The following is a 13,912-nucleotide window of genomic DNA, read 5'->3' as shown; positions in this document are numbered from 1 at the left end:
CCTAAAGCTCGATCGGAGCGACGTCGATGAAGCGCCGCTCGCGCCAGCTCTGCAGAGCGCATTCGGCAAGCTGCACGCCCTTGGCGCCCTCCAGCAGCGTGTATTTGTAGGGCGCGTCCTCGCAGACGTGGCGGACGAACATCTCCCATTGTTCCTTGAAGCCATTGTCGTAGGCGACGTTGTCAGGCAGCTTCTGCCAATCGCCATAAAAGTCATGCAGCCGCTTCTCGTCCGGATTCCACACCGGCCGCGGCGTCGCCTGCCGCGCCTGGATCATGCAATCGGTCAGGCCCGCAACCGCAGAGCCCAACGTGCCGTCGACCTGGAAGGTCACGAGATCATCGCGATAGACACGCGTCGCCCAGGACATGTTGATGTGCGCGATCACACCACCTTTCAAGGTAAAGGTCGCGTAGCCAGAATCATCGGCAGTGGCCTTGTACTTCTTGCCTGCCTCGTCGAAGCGCTCGGGAATATCGGTGTTGCCGATGCAGCACACGCTCTCGACTTCGCCGAAGAGATTGTCGAGCACGTAGCGCCAGTGGCAGACCATGTCGAGGATGATCCCGCCGCCATCCTCGGCGCGGTAATTCCAGGACGGTCGCTGCGCTTCCTGCCAGCCGCCTTCGAACACCCAATAACCGAACTCGCCGCGCACCGAGAGCATGCGGCCGAAGAAGCCGGAGTCGCGCAAGAAGGCGAGCTTCTTCAAACCGGGCAGGAACAATTTGTCCTGCACGGTGCCATGCTTGATTCCTGTCGCATTGGCCAGCCGCACCACACCCAGAGCCTCCTTAAACGTCGTGGCGATGGGCTTTTCGCAATAGATATGCTTGCCGGCGTTGATCGCTTTGGTCAGCAGTTCGGGCCGCGCCTGCGTGGTGGCGGCATCGAAGAACACGGTGTCGTCCCTCTCGGCCAAGGCCTTGTCGAGATCGGTGCTCCAGCGCTCGATACGGAATTGTTTTGCAAGCCGCTCGACCTTCTCGGCATTGCGTCCGATCAGGATCGGATCCGGCATCACGCGATCGCCGTTCGATAATTTGACGCCGCCCTGCTCGCGGATTGCAAGGATCGAGCGGATCAGATGCTGGTTCAGCCCCATGCGGCCGGTCACGCCGTTCATGATCAGGCCGAGGCGTCGGGTGGTCATATCATTTGCTCCTGCAGGGTTCTTGGCTTTGTTTCTTCGAGCGGCGACAGCGCCGACCAGTCCGGATGAACGGAGGTGGCAAAACCTGGTACGGCCAGCGATCCCGTCAGGAGATCGCCATCGTGAATGGCAACGCGGATATTGTCCCCCTCGCCTGCGTATAGATCGGAATGCACGGTCCGAAAGGCCTGCGCCTCCGCGAGCGGCGCGCTGGCAAAACCATCGACATAATGATGGCCGTTGCGTTCGGCGTGGGTGACGCCGATCAGGGCGCCGAGTGCGAGGTCCTGCTGCACGGCTAGGCCCGCCTGGCAGGTGAGGTCCTCGCCGGTGATGAAGAAGCGCCTGCCCTCCTCGCTCCACTTGGCGGCGCGGGTCGCGTTGATGACGGATTTATAGATGCCCTTGCAGGACTTGGAGGAGATGCCGGCATAGCCGAGCTCCCGCGCGGTCGGAAAGGCACCGTAGGAATCATCCGCTTCGTCGATAATGAAATCGCGCGCCGCGAGCGCGCCGAGCGGCGACTGCCTGGTGATATCGCGCGGCATCGGCTGTTCGATATAGAGCAGCTTGCTCGCGATCGGACGCAAGGCGGCATCACGGTCGAGCCGGTCGACCAGTGCGCCCAGCGCATTGAGGTCCGCATATTGCTCGTTGGCGTCGAGCGTGACCTTGTAATCATGCAGCCGGCTCGCAAGCTCTCCGCCGATCCTGGCAAGCCGAGCCGCATCGCTGTCCGGATCGCCGCCGAGCTTTAGCTTGAAATAGCGCGCGCCGGAATTTTCGTTAGTGTCGGCAACGCCGCCCTCGCCCTCGACATCATCGCCGAGGCCCACCGTATGCCGGACCGCGACACGTTCCAGCATACGCCTGCGCGCGAGAAATGAGCTGATGTCGCGACCCGACAGATCGGGCGACAGGCGTGCGTCGATGCCGGCGATGTTTTGCGCCATGCCGTCGAAGACATCGAGATTGGCGGCGCGCAGCAGCGCGTCCAGAATGGCCTTGTCGATCTCCGCGGCGCCGTAAGCAGCGGCGAGTGGTGGAATATCTTCCCTGGTGCAGGCCGCGAGGAGCGGGCCTATGCACGCCGCATGCAGCCCGAAGGCGGTCTCAAAGCCGGCATGGCCAAGATAGAGACCGTGCGCGATCATGAGCGAACGGCGCAGCTCGGCGACCGTCGCATCAGGGGAAAGCTCGGGGCGCTTGTCGAACCATTTCGGCACCAGGAGCTCGGCGCTCCCGCCAATCGCTCGCCCTCTGCCCTCGACCTCGATTTCGACCCGCACGAAGGCCTGCGGGGTTGCATTGATGGTCACCGCGCCGAAACGGAACGGCCGGGCGAAATGCACCGGGCGCTCAAACAAGGAGATATCGCGAACAGCAAGGCGAAACGGCATGGCACCTCTAGTCCAGCGCGCCCTGAGTAAAGAAGTGCTTGCGGATGCGCTGCACCAATTCCGTGAACAGCGGATCGGCCATGGTCTCGAGCGAACGCGGCCGCGGCAGCGGCACGTCATAGATCGCCGCGATCGCACCCGGCCGCTCGGTCATGACCAGCACGCGGTCTGCCAGAAACACCGCTTCGGGAATCGAATGCGTGATCAGCAGCACCGTCTTGCGGGTTTCGCGCTGGATGCGCATCAATTCCACATTCATGCGCTCGCGCGTCATCGCGTCCAGCGCGCCGAACGGCTCGTCCATCAGCATTATCTTGGGGTCATGCACCAAGGCGCGGCAGATCGAGGCGCGCTGCTGCATGCCGCCGGACAACTGCCAGGGCAATTTCTTCTCGAAGCCCTCGAGCCCGACCAGTTTCAGCAGCTCTTTCGCGCGCGGCAGATATTTGCCGCGCGGCAGCCGCTTCATATCGATCGGCAGCAGGACATTGCCGAGAATGGTGCGCCAGGGCAGCAGCAGGGCGTTCTGGAAGACGATACCGACATTGCCGTGCGGCTGTGTCACGCGCTCGCCTTCGACCAGGATGTCGCCGGTCGACGGCGGCAAAAGGCCCGAGATCATTTTCAAGAGCGTGGATTTGCCGCAGCCGGACGGGCCGACAACGACAAAGAATTCGCCGTCCCTGATATGAAAATCGAGCGGTCGCAGCGACGGCACGTCGCCATCGCGCGTGCGATAGGTCTTGGAGACGCCGGACAGCTTGATGCCGGACGCGTCGGCGCGATCGCTCACCAGGCGCAAATGCGCTGACCTCTGATCGGCACTCATTCTCGTCGCGGGCTTCATGCGGCAATCCCGTCAGGAGTCGCCCTTGGGCAGATAATCGTTGGTGTAGAACGCCTTCGGGTTCTCCTTCGCCTTGGCGTCGAGGCCGCCATATTCGACCATCAGATTGACCGTATCCGTCATGTTCTGGTCGGTGACCTGGAACGGCCGCTTGGTCTTGGTTTCCGCCGTGCGGTAGAGCGGGATAGTCAGCTCAAACCCTTGCGTAAGCGTCTCGATCTTGCCGCCCTTCGGGTTGGCGTCGAGGATCGCCTGCGCGGCGGCCTTGGGGTCCTTCTCCGCGGCCTCGACCGCCTTGGTCGTCGCCGACATGAAGCGCTTCACCAGATCCGCATGCGCCTTGACGTAGTCGGTATTGGCGATGATACCCGATGAGATCATGTTGATGCCGTAGTCGGCGAACTTGATCGGATAGACGTCCTTGCCGGTCGCGTCCTTGATCTTCATGGACTGGTCCATGACGTAGCCGAGCAGCAGATCGGCCTGGCCGTTGATCACGGCGTTGAGCTTGGTCTGGCCGTCGCCCGCGACAGTTTTGAAGTCGCTTTCCTTCAACCCTGTCTTCTTCAGGAACAGCGGCCAGATCTGGGTCATGGAATCCGCCGGCGTGATCGCGACCGTCTTGCCCTTGATATCCTCGGGCTTGCGGATGTTCTTGTCGGCAAAGCCCATCACCGACATCGGGCTGGTCTGCAACAATACGCCGGTGGCAATGACAGGGGCGCCCTTCACCGCCGCGCGCATCATGGTGGGAACGTCGACATAGCCGAAGTCAGCGGTCTTGGCGGCCACGGCTTGCGTGGTCGCAGCCGAGCCGCGACCCTCCTGGATCTCGAGATCGATGCCTTCGGCCGCGTAAATGCCCTTGGACTTGCCGTAGTAGAACGGCGCGTGTTCGCCATAGACATACCAATTGAGCATCAGCACGACCTTGTCAGCCGCCGCTGCCGGCGCCATCCAGAGCGCTGCCATGCCCAAGGCCGTTGCGACCGCCGTCCATCGCTTCATCTGCTTCTCCTCCCATTCGTGTTTTTCAGGCCATCACATTTTCTTCGGGCTGGCCGTTTGTCGTCTACGAAGCGAAAATGATCTCCTCGCGCTGGCTGACATGCCAGGGGATCAGCAGGCGCTCGATACGGTCGACGATCCAGAACAGGACGACGCCGAGCAGCGCCAGGATCACGAGCGCTGCAAACATGGTCGGGAGATCGAAGGTGCCGATCGAGCGTTGCATTACATAGCCGATGCCGGAATTGGAGCCGACGAACTCGCCAACGACCGCGCCGACCACGGCCAGGGTCACCGAGACTTTCAGGCCCGAGAAGATCGCCGGCATCGCGTGCGGCAGGTTTACCGCGCGGAACACATGGAAACGACTGCCCTGCATCGCGCGGGCGAGATCGACCATATCAGGGTCGACCGACTTGAACCCCTGCACCGCCGAGACCACGACGGGAAAAAATCCGAGCAGAAAGGCGGAAATCACCTTTGGAATGATGCCAAAGCCGAACCACACCACGAACAGCGGTGCAATCGCGACCTTCGGCACCGACTGCGAGAACACCAGCAGCGGATAAATGTAGCTCTCAACAGTTTTCGAGCCGGCAATCAGCATGGCCACGGGGATGCCGAATGCAGCCGACAGCACGAAACCATAGATCGTCGCATACGTCGTGGGCCAAGCTTGGCCCAGGAGTTCCGGCCAGTCGTTCCACAATACCGCGACGACATCGGCGGGCGCCGGAATCTGATAGGCTGGAATCCTGAAGATCCGGATCGCCAAATCCCAGGCGACCACGATGAAGATCAGAAACAAAAATGGCCGCACCCAGGCGGCGTTCAGCGCCTTGGCCATAGTGCCTTGGGCTCTCGCCTCCGCCACGCGTCTCTCCCCGGCTTTTTTCTATTCGGCAAGAAATTAACCCGCTGGATAAATACTGTCTAGCGACAATTGCGCGCGGTGGTCTTAGGCGGGCCTGACCGGGCGATCTCCATCTCCGTGTACCGTCACTTCGGAATAGTCCGAAGGACCGGACCCGGAATCTCGAGATTCCGGGTCCGATGCTTCGCATCATCCCGGAATGCGGTGGGCAATGAAAAAGTGCGGGGCGGGTCCGCGCGACGCTCAAACCGTCTGCGGCAGCGGAACGCGCAGCCTCGCGGGCTTGTTCCGGCCGAAAATGGCGAATGATTTTCCAGTCAGGGCCGCGAGCACGAGGCCGACCATGTGGTCGAGCCGCTCCTGCTTGGCCTGCTGGGACAGCAGGTCGCGGCCGAAGATCACGCTCAAGGTCGCGCTGTTCGAGAGATAGAAAAAAGCGAGCGCGGCGATCGAAATGTAGAGTTGCACCGGATCGACCGCGACCTGGAAATCGCCGCTCTCGACGCCGCGGGTGACCACGGTGCGGATCATCTCGACAAAGGGCGAGTGCAGCGACTTGACCTTGGTCGAGCGCTTCAGATGCCGCGCCCGCTGCAGATTCTCGGTGTTGAGCAGCGCAAGGAATTCCGGATTGCGCAAAAAATAGTTCCAGGTGAACTCGATGAGCCGCTTGATCGCCTCGGGCGGATCAAGATGTTCGAGATCAAGCCCGCGTTCCTCGGCACGGATCTTCTCATACGCGCCCTCCAGCACAGCGAGATAAAGGTTCTCCTTGTTGCCGACATGGTAGTACAGCATGCGCTTGTTGGCGCCGGCCTTCGCCGCGATGCGGTCGACACGGGCGCCGGCAAGGCCGTGCGCGGCGAACTCCTGCTTGGCGGCCTCGAGAATGCGAAGCCGCATACCCTCGGGGTCGCGCTGCCATTTCAAGATGCGTTTTGTCTTGGCCAAAACGGTCGCTCAAATCTGTTCGCACGACGCATTTAGCATGCTCGCCCGCCTTTGTCCTGTCGCGCGCAGCATCTCACGGCTCCGGCGGCGTTCGTTCCAGGAACAGCGTATTGATGCCGCGAGTGCCTGAGCGCACGTTCATCACCCGCGTGCCCGGCTTGCGGCCGTCGCGCACCTCCGAGACCTCGATGCCGCAAGCCACCAGTCGTTCCCGCACGGCCTCGATATCAGCGACGCGCCAGCTCAATCCCCACAATTTATCGTGCAGCCGATCGCCGCTTGTCCCCGGGCGGCGCACGAGTTCGACGATGAGATCGCCGCAGCGGAAGAACATCAACTGGCCCCAGTCCGCATGCGTGAGGTCGAGCGCCATGTCGAGCCCAAGCCGCGCGCCATAGAGCGCGGCCGCCCGCTCGGACTCCTCGGTCGCGATCACGACGTGGTCGAGCCCGAGCACGGGCGTCGGCACCGTAGCGACCGAGCGGGGACGCTCGCCCGCAAGCTCAAGAAAGAACATCCGCACGCCGCGGGTCAGATCGGTCGCGGCACGGGTGCGCCTCCAGCGCAAGGTCGCGCCCGAGACTGAGTCGCGGTTTTCAAGCTCCGCGATCGGCTCCGGCTTGAGCGCGACGCGCTCGAGCCTGCGATGCATCTTGGCGATATCGGGGGTACGGAAACAGATGCTGGCGAGGCCCTCGCCCGAAGCCTTGATCACGCTGCGGATGCGGTCGGCCTCGGCGCTGGAGCCGTGCGGCGCCATCAATTCCAGGCTCATATTGTCGAGCGTGAACAGCACGCGATCGGCGCCGTCGCCACTGTTTTGCCACGACGGCGCGCGACCGAGCAGCACTTCGTAGGCCGCCGTCCCTGCCTTGACATCTTCGAGCAGGACGACGATGTGGTCGAGAGCGGTGATCACGGCCAAAATCCCACGTGGAAGTAGACGGTCATTGATCCCTCCCTGTAAGCGCGCGTCCGGAACCCGGCTCAGCCGGCGGCCCGTTGACGGGCTGCTCGGCAAGCCGACGATGCCCGGGGATGGTCCTGACCTCAAGCGATCGAGACGGCACAATTGCGAATAATTTCAACGTTTGAAGTATATTTGCAGTGCTAATCTCGGGCGTCGGCCGGGACCACCCATCAGCGCATGACGGATAAGCCAAATGCAGGCCCTCTTTATCGGACAAACCTATATCGACGTCACCTTCATCACCGACCACTTGCCGACCGGCGATGAGAAGCACGTCGCGGAAGCCTACGCGGTCTCGTTCGGCGGCAACGCGGTCACTGCCGCCTTCTGCTGCGCCAAGCTCGGCATCGTGCCCGACCTGATCGCGACCGTCGCCAATGACTGGCTGGGGCGGATGTTTCAGGACATGTGCGCGAAATACGGAATTTCCTTGCACGGGCGCAAGGTCAACTCCTCTTCGCTGTCCTTCATCATGCCGAAAGACGGCAAGCGCGCCATCGTGCGCTGCCGCGACGACAAGCACATCCACCCCTTTCCGCATCTCAATCTCGGCAATTGTCGCGCGCTGCATATCGACGGTCACCAGCCGGATGCCGCGATCCATTATGCCAAGCTGTGCCGCGAGGCCGGCATTCTGACCTCACTTGACGGCGGCGGCTTGCGCACCAACACCCATGAACTCCTGCAGTTCATCGATGTCGCCATCGTCGCCGAGCGGCTATGCGAGCAGATGGACCTGACGCCGGAGAAGATGCTCGATTACCTGAAAAGCCGCGGCGTCCGGGTCGGCGGGGTCACCATGGGAGAGAAAGGCCTGCTCTGGTACGACGAGACCGGCGCAGTCCAGGCCATGCCGGCACTGCCGATCCCGCGCGAGCGCGTCATCGACACCAACGGCGCGGGCGACGTCTTTCACGGCGCCTATGTCTACTCCTATCTCGCCAATCCCGGCAAAAGCTGGCAGGATCATTTCGACTTCGCCCGCGCAGCGTCCACCTACAAGATTCAGCGCCTCGGCAATGAGGCGGGCCTGCCGACACTTGCGGATATCGGGCAGGTGCGGCAGGAATTCGAGGTTCGGGTTTAGCCTATTGGAATCAGCACATGGGACGCGTCTTCGTCGCCGGTAGCATCAACATGGATGTGGTGGCGACGGCAGAGCGCCACCCGCAGGTCGGCGAAACGGTTGCGGGGAGCGCGGTGCTGTATTTCCCCGGCGGCAAGGGCGCCAATCAGGCGGTCGCCGCCGCCAAGCTCGGTGCAAAGACGACGCTGATCGGCCGGCTTGGCGACGATGCCTTTGGTGCGGAGCTGAGGGGCTTTCTTCAGGCCCAAGACGTTGATGTGAGCCTGATTGCGCAGACGGGGCTGCACACCGGGACGGCGATCATCACGCTCGCCAATGCCGACAACACCATCGTCGTGATACCGGGCGCCAACGGCATGGTCAGTCCCGAAGACGTTGCCCAGGCAGCGCTGGCCGAGGGCGATGTCGCGGTCAGCCAGTTCGAGATTCCGCTGCCGGCGATCAAGGCCTTTTTCCGCAAGGCGCGCGTCGCGGGTGCGCTCACCATCCTCAATCCGGCGCCGGCACGCGCTTGCGATTGGGAGCTGCTTGACCTGGTCGACATCCTCGTGCTCAACGAAACCGAGCTTGGTTTGCTTGCGAACATCAAGCTGCGCGAGGATGACGAGATCGCGCATATCATCGATGCGGCCAGGACACTCGAAACAGGTCGCGCCAGGATCATCTGCGTGACCCTCGGCAGCCGCGGCGTGGTGGCGCTCGCGGGTGGCGAGCACCATGTGATTGCCGGACGCAAGGTGAAGGCGGTCGATACCACCGGCGCAGGCGATTGCTTTGTCGGTGCGTTGGCCGCGCAGCTCGCGACTGAGGCCACGCTCCACGATGCCCTTGTTTACGCGAACGCAGCCGCCTCGGTCTGCGTGCAACGAATGGGCGCAGCGCCGTCGATGCCGGACGCGGGGGAAGTGAGTGAGGCGCTCGCTCCCGACGACCCCGATTTGTAGATGGGGTAACGGGCCGGCCGCCAGATAGCAAGCCGCTCGCGCGCTACGGCGCTGTGTGGAGGCGCGCTCGCGAGCGGCTTGCTGCGGGCTTGGCGGAAGGGCGGTCGTCCCTCAAGCTGATGGGGTTTCGCTTCGCTCAACCCACCCTACGATCTTCTCAACCGGCTAGGCCAGCGCCTTTTTTAGATCAAAACCTTGATCCGCCGCCTGCTCGGGCGCAATCGAACGGTCCATTCCGAGCAACCGCCGACCGAACATGTGGTCGCCGGCGCGGTTGATGGACTCGATGCCGAGGAGCTTGTCGCCCTTGTAGCAAAACGCCGAGAACGCTTTTTGCGCAGGCTCGCCGCGCAGAACCACGCGATCGTAACCGGTCGTGAGGCCTGCGATCTGCAGCTTGTCTTCGCCCTGGTCGCTCCAGAACCAGGGCTGGCCGTCGTAAGGCTTGTCATCGCCGGTGAGCCGCGCTGCCACGCAACGGGCGTGATCGGTGGCATTCTGCACCGACTCCAGCCGCAATGAGCCGCCGAAGCGCGGGCTTGCGAACAAAGCACAATCTCCAATTGCCGAGACATTGGGATCGGCAGTCAGCAGATGCTGGTTGACGATGATGCCGGACGCCACCGGCAGGCCGGCTTCCGCTGCAAGTTCGACGTTCGGCAGCACGCCGACGCCGACGACCACAAGGTCCGCCGGCAGATGGCGGCCGTCGCTGAGGCTGACGCCCGTGACCTTGCCATTCGCGGCCTCGATGCTTGTCGCCTGCACGCCGAGATGGATGCGGATACCGGCCGCGCGATGGCGCTCCTGGAAATAATCCGAGACTTCCGCAGTCACCGCGCGCGCCATCACGCGGCTGCCCAGCTCGATCACGTCGACTTCGAGCCCCTTGATGCGTGCGGTCGCGGCAAATTCCAGCCCGATGAATCCCGCCCCAATAATCACGACGCGCTGATGCGAGGGAAGGCAGGTGCGCAACGCCTCGCTTTCGTCGAGGATGCGCAAATACTTCACGTCAGGCAGGCTGGCGTTGGGCAGATCGAGCAAGCGGTTGCGCGCGCCGGTCGCCAGCACCAAGTGCCCGTAATCGAGCGAGCGGCCTGAGGCAAGCTTCAGCTTGCGCGCGGCGCGGTCGATCGCGACGGCACGATCGGAGACCAGCGCGATCTTCTGGTCGGCATAGAATTTCTCCGGCCGGAAGAACAGGCTGTCCGGGCCGGCGGAGCCCTTGATATAGGCCTTGGACAAAGGCGGCCGCTGATAAGGCAGATGCGCTTCGTCGTTGATCAGAAAGACGGGCTCGGCGAAACCGAGCTGGCGCAGGGAGGCTGCAACCTGAAAGCCCGCATGCCCCGCGCCCACGATCAGAACCGGTCCTTGTGTCATCGGGACAGCCCAACTGCTAGGGCACAGGAATTACCCATGTCGTATCCTCTCACCGATTTTGGCTGGTTATCCTCGTCCGACAGAGCGGCGCTCGTGTCCGTCCCGAACGACGATGGCACCATTTGGCCCCATAATTCCGGCGGGCGCAAGAGCGCTTGCTGGCGGAAACCCATCGGCGGGACTGGTGGGGATTGTCACCCCGCGCCTTCTGCGATCTATTTGCGGCACAATCTCATGCCGGGATTTCACCATGCCGACACCAGCCCCCGCGTCCCTGCCCGATGATCCCGCACTGCTGAGCATCGACGGTGCGATCGCCACCATCACCCTCAACCGCCCCGCGGCCTTCAATTCGATCGATCGGTCGATCGCCAGGAAGCTCGAACAGTTGGGCGCCCATGTCGAGGCATCCGACGATATCAAGGTGCTGGTGATCCAGGGCGAAGGCCGCGCCTTCTGCGCCGGCGGCGATTTGCAGACCATCGGCGCTGCGGCCGCCGCGGACAATATCGCGCCCGTCGTCGGCGAGATGCTGGCGCATTATCACGCCTTCATCACCAGCCTGCGGCGGATGCCGAAGATCGTGCTCTCGAGCGTCCATGGGTCGGCAGCGGGTGCGGGATTGTCGCTCGCCTTCGTTGCCGATCTCTGCATTGCTGCCGATGATGCCCGCTTCACGCCTGCCTATGGGAAGATCGGCGTATCACCGGACGGCGGCGGCACGGTCGGCGTGGTCGCCAGCGTCGGCATCCGCCGCGCGCTGCAGATCTTTCTCGCAGAAGACAGTTTTACCGCGCAACAGGCTTTCGAGTGGGGGCTGGTCGCAAAGGTCGTTCCCGCGACCGAACTGAAAGCGGCAACCCGCGAACTGGCGCTGCGCCTGGCGCAAAACGCGCCGGCAGGGTCGGCTGCGACCAAAGCGTTGATCTATCGCTCGCCCATGACGCCGATCGAACAGCAGCTCGACGCCGAGCGCGACGCGATCATCAACTGCATGCAAACCGAAGACTTTCGCCTCGCGGTCAAGAAGTTCCTGAGTAGGGGGAAGTAGCACCGCCGTCATTCCTAGGAGCGAGGCGAATGAAGTAATCTAGAGTCTCTTACGGCTCTGGATTGCTTCGCTTCGCTCGCAGAACGGCGGCTCGTGCCCGCCCCCGCCTCCATTGTGGTGGCCGTCATCATCCGCGCAAGCGGATGATCCAGTACCCCGCGGCGCTGCAAATTGGCCGAGCTGCCTGTGGTTACTGGATGGCCCGCCGGAGCCTGTCATCGGGCGGCGCTTCGCGCCGACCCGGTGGCGGGGCATGACCAACATCATCCATGTCAATTCGGGCAGATATACCCCGCTCCCGCCGGCGATTTGAAGCAGCCTACCGATTCCGGGATCACATGCTTGGGCAGCCAGAGCACCACGTTCGGGTAATAGATCGTGAAGGTGATCGTTGCCAGGAATACCACATAGATCGGCAATGCGGCACGCAGCGCCTTGCCGAAGCTGATGCCGACGAATTTCGAGGCCATCAACAGCACCAGACCATAAGGCGGCGTGATCAGACCGAAGGCGAGCGTTGCGATCAGCACCACGCCCATATGCACGCCATTGATGTCGCCGGCCTGGGTCAACGCATTCACCAGCGGCATGAAGATGATGATGGTCGGCACCGGCTCGATGAAGTCGCCGACAACCGTGAACAACGCCACCATCAGCAGCATGATGTAATGCGGATCATTGCCGGCCATTGAGGTGATCCAGTCGGCAATCACCATGGCACCGCGCAGGTAAGCCAGCATCCAGCCGAAGGCGTTGGCCGCCCCGATCGTGATCAGCGGCAGCGAGAAGATCAGCCCGGCGAGGCAAAAGTCGTAAGGGATCTTCTTCAGATGCCCCCGGTTGAGCGCGGGGATCACGACCAGAATGATCCAGACCACCGCGACCACGCCAGCTTCGGTGGGCGTGAACCAGCCGGTCAGGATGCCGCCGAGAAGGATCACCGGAATCATCAGCGGCAGCGCGGCGTCCGCTGTTGCGAAAGCCACCTGCTTGAAGGTGGCGCGCGGCTTGCGCAGGCCCGAGGGGCCGAAGAAATAGCAATAGATCATCAGCCCGAAGCCGATCATGAAGCCGGGCACGACCCCCGCCATGAACAGGCCGGCGATGGAGACATTACCGACCGCGCCATAGACCACCGCGGTGATGCTGGGCGGCACCAGCGCCGCGATCGTGGACGCGGAGGCGATGATCGCGGCGATGAAGGCAGACTCGTAGCCCTCGCGCCGCATCGGGCCGCCGAGTGCCCGGCTCATCACCGCGACATCGGCGGTGGTCGATCCCGACATTTCCGAGAAGAACATGCTGAAGACGACAACGACCTGCGACAGCCCACCTCTGATATGGCCGACCAGCGAGACCGACAGGTTGGCGATCCTTACCACCACATTGGCCGAGCTCATGAGCTCGCCGACCAGCAAGAAGAAGGGAATCGCGAGCAAGGCCTCGGAATCCACGCCGTCAAAGATCTTCTGGATGATTGCGGCGAGCGACACGTCCGCCAAGGCGGCTCCGACGAATACGCCGGCCATCAGCGAGAACGGTACGGGCACGCCGAGATAGCCGAAGAACAGGAAGCAGAACGACATCAGCGCCAGGATGCCAGGCGCGCTCACGGGCCCGATCTCCGACGAATGCCGGCCTCGATCGGCGACGCGCTAGCGCCGTCGTCCGCGGGCTCCGGATGGTCGAAACCGTTGATGATGCCGTTGACGAGCTGCTCGACCGTGAACAGCGCGATCAACAGGCCTGAGATCGGAATCACCGCATAAAGCGAGGCGATCGGTGTACCCGACGGCAAGCGAAAGCTGCCGAAGCCGCGGAGGTAGTTGAGATAGCCATACCAGACCAGGCAGGCCGCGACGCCGAGCACGGCGATGCGGATCGCAATCTCGACGATCAGACGCGGCGTGCCATGCATCGCCTCGGAAATCGCGGTGAGGTAGAGATGATCGTTGCGTCGCGTGGCCACCGCGGCGCCGATGAAGATCGCGTAAATGAAAAGCGTCGAGGTGACTTCCTGCAGCCACAGCCAGGGATGGCCGCTCGTTCGCGTGATGATGTCGGCGGTGACCGACAGCGAAAAGCCGAAGCAGAGCACGCCGCACAGGATCATCAGCACCAGTTCGAGCCGGTCCAGCGCCCGCCATTTCAAATGACGCTGCCGCTGCAACACCAGTTTGTCGGCGATGGACATTCGCTAAGCGCTCCCCCACCGCATCCGCTTGCGTCATGGCCGGGCTT

Annotated in this window: 13 protein-coding genes; 3 read left to right on the top strand and 10 right to left on the bottom strand. The window is 62.9% G+C overall.

Translation table 11 applies throughout. The features are described 5' to 3' along the window. Position 1: 1 nt before the first annotated feature. The 7 genes from F758_RS0134495 to F758_RS0134465 form a co-directional block, all read right to left on the bottom strand. Entirely contained in the window at positions 2-1,153 is a 1,152-nt protein-coding gene (locus F758_RS0134495; protein WP_024512135.1) for a Gfo/Idh/MocA family protein, read from the bottom strand. After that, positions 1,150-2,553 (bottom strand): enolase-like domain-containing protein, encoded by a 1,404-nt coding sequence (locus F758_RS0134490; RefSeq protein WP_024512134.1) that lies wholly within the window; start codon positions 2,551-2,553, stop codon positions 1,150-1,152. Before F758_RS0134490 ends, F758_RS0134495 begins: the two co-directional genes overlap by 4 nt. Positions 2,554-2,560: 7 nt before the next feature. Continuing rightward, entirely contained in the window at positions 2,561-3,400 is an 840-nt protein-coding gene (locus F758_RS0134485) for an ABC transporter ATP-binding protein (RefSeq protein ID WP_024512133.1), read from the bottom strand. Between the two features lie 12 nt (positions 3,401-3,412). Beyond that, a complete protein-coding gene (locus tag F758_RS0134480; RefSeq protein WP_024512132.1) occupies positions 3,413-4,408 on the bottom strand; it encodes an ABC transporter substrate-binding protein in 996 nt (331 codons plus the stop codon). A 64-nt stretch (positions 4,409-4,472) separates the two neighbouring features. Beyond that, positions 4,473-5,255, bottom strand: coding sequence for an ABC transporter permease (locus F758_RS0134475; protein ID WP_502689202.1), 783 nt, complete (start codon positions 5,253-5,255; stop codon positions 4,473-4,475). Positions 5,256-5,525: 270 nt separating this feature from the next. Beyond that, positions 5,526-6,233, bottom strand: coding sequence for a TetR/AcrR family transcriptional regulator (locus F758_RS0134470; protein ID WP_198026636.1), 708 nt, complete (start codon positions 6,231-6,233; stop codon positions 5,526-5,528). A gap of 73 nt (positions 6,234-6,306) precedes the next feature. Beyond that, entirely contained in the window at positions 6,307-7,152 is an 846-nt protein-coding gene (locus F758_RS0134465) for a VOC family protein (protein WP_024512129.1), read from the bottom strand. A gap of 244 nt (positions 7,153-7,396) precedes the next feature. On the opposite strand from F758_RS0134465, the gene F758_RS0134460 reads away from it, so the two are divergent. Together F758_RS0134460 and F758_RS0134455 are read left to right on the top strand one after the other, a co-directional pair. Then, positions 7,397-8,290 (top strand): sugar kinase, encoded by an 894-nt coding sequence (locus F758_RS0134460; RefSeq protein ID WP_024512128.1) that lies wholly within the window; start codon positions 7,397-7,399, stop codon positions 8,288-8,290. 17 nt (positions 8,291-8,307) lie between these two features. Further along, the gene (locus F758_RS0134455; protein ID WP_024512127.1) at positions 8,308-9,234 is read left to right on the top strand and encodes a ribokinase; all 927 of its coding nucleotides are present in this window, start codon (positions 8,308-8,310) and stop codon (positions 9,232-9,234) included. A 165-nt stretch (positions 9,235-9,399) separates the two neighbouring features. Here F758_RS0134455 and F758_RS0134450 read toward each other — a convergent pair whose 3' ends face one another. Further along, positions 9,400-10,620, bottom strand: a complete 1,221-nt coding sequence (locus F758_RS0134450) for an NAD(P)/FAD-dependent oxidoreductase (protein WP_024512126.1) — start codon at positions 10,618-10,620, stop codon at positions 9,400-9,402. 250 nt (positions 10,621-10,870) lie between these two features. On the opposite strand from F758_RS0134450, the gene F758_RS0134445 reads away from it, so the two are divergent. Beyond that, positions 10,871-11,671: an enoyl-CoA hydratase/isomerase family protein gene (locus tag F758_RS0134445; RefSeq protein ID WP_035724121.1), complete on the top strand. Its 801-nt coding sequence runs from the start codon at positions 10,871-10,873 to the stop codon at positions 11,669-11,671. A 272-nt stretch (positions 11,672-11,943) separates the two neighbouring features. On the opposite strand, the gene F758_RS0134440 is transcribed toward F758_RS0134445, so the two are convergent. After that, positions 11,944-13,284 carry a TRAP transporter large permease gene (locus F758_RS0134440; RefSeq protein ID WP_024512124.1) on the bottom strand — a complete coding sequence of 447 codons (1,341 nt, stop codon included), beginning with the start codon at positions 13,282-13,284 and terminating at the stop codon, positions 11,944-11,946. After that, entirely contained in the window at positions 13,281-13,865 is a 585-nt protein-coding gene (locus tag F758_RS0134435) for a TRAP transporter small permease (RefSeq protein ID WP_024512123.1), read from the bottom strand. Before F758_RS0134435 ends, F758_RS0134440 begins: the two co-directional genes overlap by 4 nt. Positions 13,866-13,912 lie beyond the last annotated feature (47 nt).

It is taken from the genome of Bradyrhizobium sp. ARR65, from assembly GCF_000472385.1.
In the GTDB taxonomy this organism is placed as follows: Bacteria; Pseudomonadota; Alphaproteobacteria; order Rhizobiales; family Xanthobacteraceae; genus Bradyrhizobium.
The sequence above is the reverse complement of the archived record's forward strand: the minus strand, read 5'-3'. Positions and strand labels throughout refer to the sequence as shown.

Bases quoted from the DNA above. Each gene is read 5' to 3' on its own strand.
- F758_RS0134495 (WP_024512135.1), bottom strand. From the start codon at position 1,153: ATGACCACCCGACGCCTCGGCCTGATCATGAACGGCGTGACCGGCCGC.
- F758_RS0134490 (WP_024512134.1), bottom strand. From the start codon at position 2,553: ATGCCGTTTCGCCTTGCTGTTCGCGATATCTCCTTGTTTGAGCGCCCG.
- F758_RS0134485 (WP_024512133.1), bottom strand. From the start codon at position 3,400: ATGAAGCCCGCGACGAGAATGAGTGCCGATCAGAGGTCAGCGCATTTG.
- F758_RS0134480 (WP_024512132.1), bottom strand. From the start codon at position 4,408: ATGAAGCGATGGACGGCGGTCGCAACGGCCTTGGGCATGGCAGCGCTC.
- F758_RS0134475 (WP_502689202.1), bottom strand. From the start codon at position 5,255: ATGGCCAAGGCGCTGAACGCCGCCTGGGTGCGGCCATTTTTGTTTCTG.
- F758_RS0134460 (WP_024512128.1), top strand. From the start codon at position 7,397: ATGCAGGCCCTCTTTATCGGACAAACCTATATCGACGTCACCTTCATC.
- F758_RS0134455 (WP_024512127.1), top strand. From the start codon at position 8,308: ATGGGACGCGTCTTCGTCGCCGGTAGCATCAACATGGATGTGGTGGCG.
- F758_RS0134450 (WP_024512126.1), bottom strand. From the start codon at position 10,620: ATGACACAAGGACCGGTTCTGATCGTGGGCGCGGGGCATGCGGGCTTT.
- F758_RS0134445 (WP_035724121.1), top strand. From the start codon at position 10,871: ATGCCGACACCAGCCCCCGCGTCCCTGCCCGATGATCCCGCACTGCTG.
- F758_RS0134435 (WP_024512123.1), bottom strand. From the start codon at position 13,865: ATGTCCATCGCCGACAAACTGGTGTTGCAGCGGCAGCGTCATTTGAAA.